The sequence below is a fragment of the Emticicia sp. genome (genome assembly GCF_049241225.1).
Taxonomy (GTDB): Bacteria; Bacteroidota; Bacteroidia; order Cytophagales; family Spirosomataceae; genus Emticicia.
In genome coordinates this window covers 1-1,453 of sequence record NZ_JBMLRC010000091.1, presented here as the reverse complement: position 1 = coordinate 1,453, position 1,453 = coordinate 1, and the positions used below count along the sequence as shown (strand labels likewise).

1 protein-coding gene and 1 pseudogene are annotated in these 1,453 nt (G+C 38.2%); both read right to left on the bottom strand.

The window, feature by feature from the left end; translation table 11 throughout:
• Positions 1–480: pseudogene (locus ACOVO2_RS05440) on the bottom strand (hypothetical protein); the annotation flags it as partial.
• A 135-nt stretch (positions 481–615) separates the two neighbouring features.
• The gene (locus ACOVO2_RS05435) at positions 616–978 is read right to left on the bottom strand and encodes a BlaI/MecI/CopY family transcriptional regulator (protein WP_421768987.1); all 363 of its coding nucleotides are present in this window, start codon (positions 976–978) and stop codon (positions 616–618) included.
• Positions 979–1,453 lie beyond the last annotated feature (475 nt).

The following is a 1,453-nucleotide window of genomic DNA, read 5'->3' as shown; positions in this document are numbered from 1 at the left end:
ACTTTGACTTTTCGTAAGTAAAATCTTTAGTTTTCGGTGGCTTTGGTGGCTTCGACTTCGCTCAGCCACCAAAGCCACCGAGGCACTTTTTATACTATAAAAAATTGTTAGAAGGTTCTTTATAAATAGAATTAACATCGCTCCAACACCCATCAAGTAGATGGTACTAAGAATTGAAATCCAGTTAATAGTAGTTTCTGGAACTTCGTCAGTGATAGTTGGTTGTTGAATTGCAGATGCTTGATTATCACTGTTTTTCTGCGTTTCTTCCACTGCAAAAGTAGCTTCTTCAATTGGTTGAGGTTCAAACATAACTATTTCCGTTCGCTCATAACTCAATAGCGGAATCGTTAGGCTTAAAGCCAAAGATGACAATAAATAAAAGCGGTTGAGCGTATGAAAACTCAGTCGGCGAAAACCGAAGAAGTACAGCCCATAAAAAGCCGTTAGGCAGATTGTAGATTTGAGTAGATAGTCCATACCCCCAGCCCCTAAAGGGGAGTTTAAAAAGCCCCTAACCCCTAAAGGGGAATAAAGGATTTTGTTTATAATTTATTTCCTTTTCAAAGTAATTCCAACCTTTTAAATTTTAGCTCCCCTTTAGGGCGGCAGTCGTTACTGGCGGGGGGGTATTATCTTCTTCAGCTTCTCAATCTCCTCCACCGTCAGATTTTCCTCCTTTGCCATAAACGAAAGCAAGTTTTCTACCGAATTATCGAAATAATTGGCAAATACCTTTCTGAAACTCCGTTGCCCGTATTCTTCTTTTGATATTATCGGAAAATACTCGTAGGTTTTTCCGTAAGCTTTGTAGCTCAGAAATCCCTTGCTTTCGAGCAGCCGTACCACCGACGAAATCGTGTTGTATGGTGGTTTTGGGTCATCGGGCATTTTTTCGATGATGTCTCGTACTAAACATCGCTCCAAATCCCAGATGATTTGCATGATGCGTTCTTCGGTTTTTGTTAGTTCTTCCATGATGAAACAAAGTAAAAACTAATTTTTCAGTTTTACAACTGATTTTTCAGTTATTTTATTTAAAAATCAGTTTTCAGGTTTAAAGTATTGGTTATTAGTTGTTTATGTGTTTATGCAAATGTGTGGAGTTGTTTTGCTAATTCATTGCCGTCTGGGCGACCCCGTCTGCTTTAACTGACGGATACTTTTGCAGAAACAAATTTGACTTTAGTCAACCAACATAGTGAGACTAAAGTCAAATTTGTTTTGTTTTTGTATAGTAATCCGTCAGCTAAAGCAGACGGTGTCGCCCAGAAGGCAATGAATATCCTTATAGAATATATTTTTAGCTATTATTTCATCGGTGCATCATTGATATTGATAACTTTTACGCCTTTTTCTTTGAATATTTTGCTCATAATGGCGGCGTGATTAGCCCCAACTACTATCGTTACTCGCTTGAAACCATTGGCTTTTGCTCGGTTGATGGTATTAT

Bases quoted from the DNA above. Each gene is read 5' to 3' on its own strand.
- ACOVO2_RS05435 (WP_421768987.1), bottom strand. From the start codon at position 978: ATGGAAGAACTAACAAAAACCGAAGAACGCATCATGCAAATCATCTGG.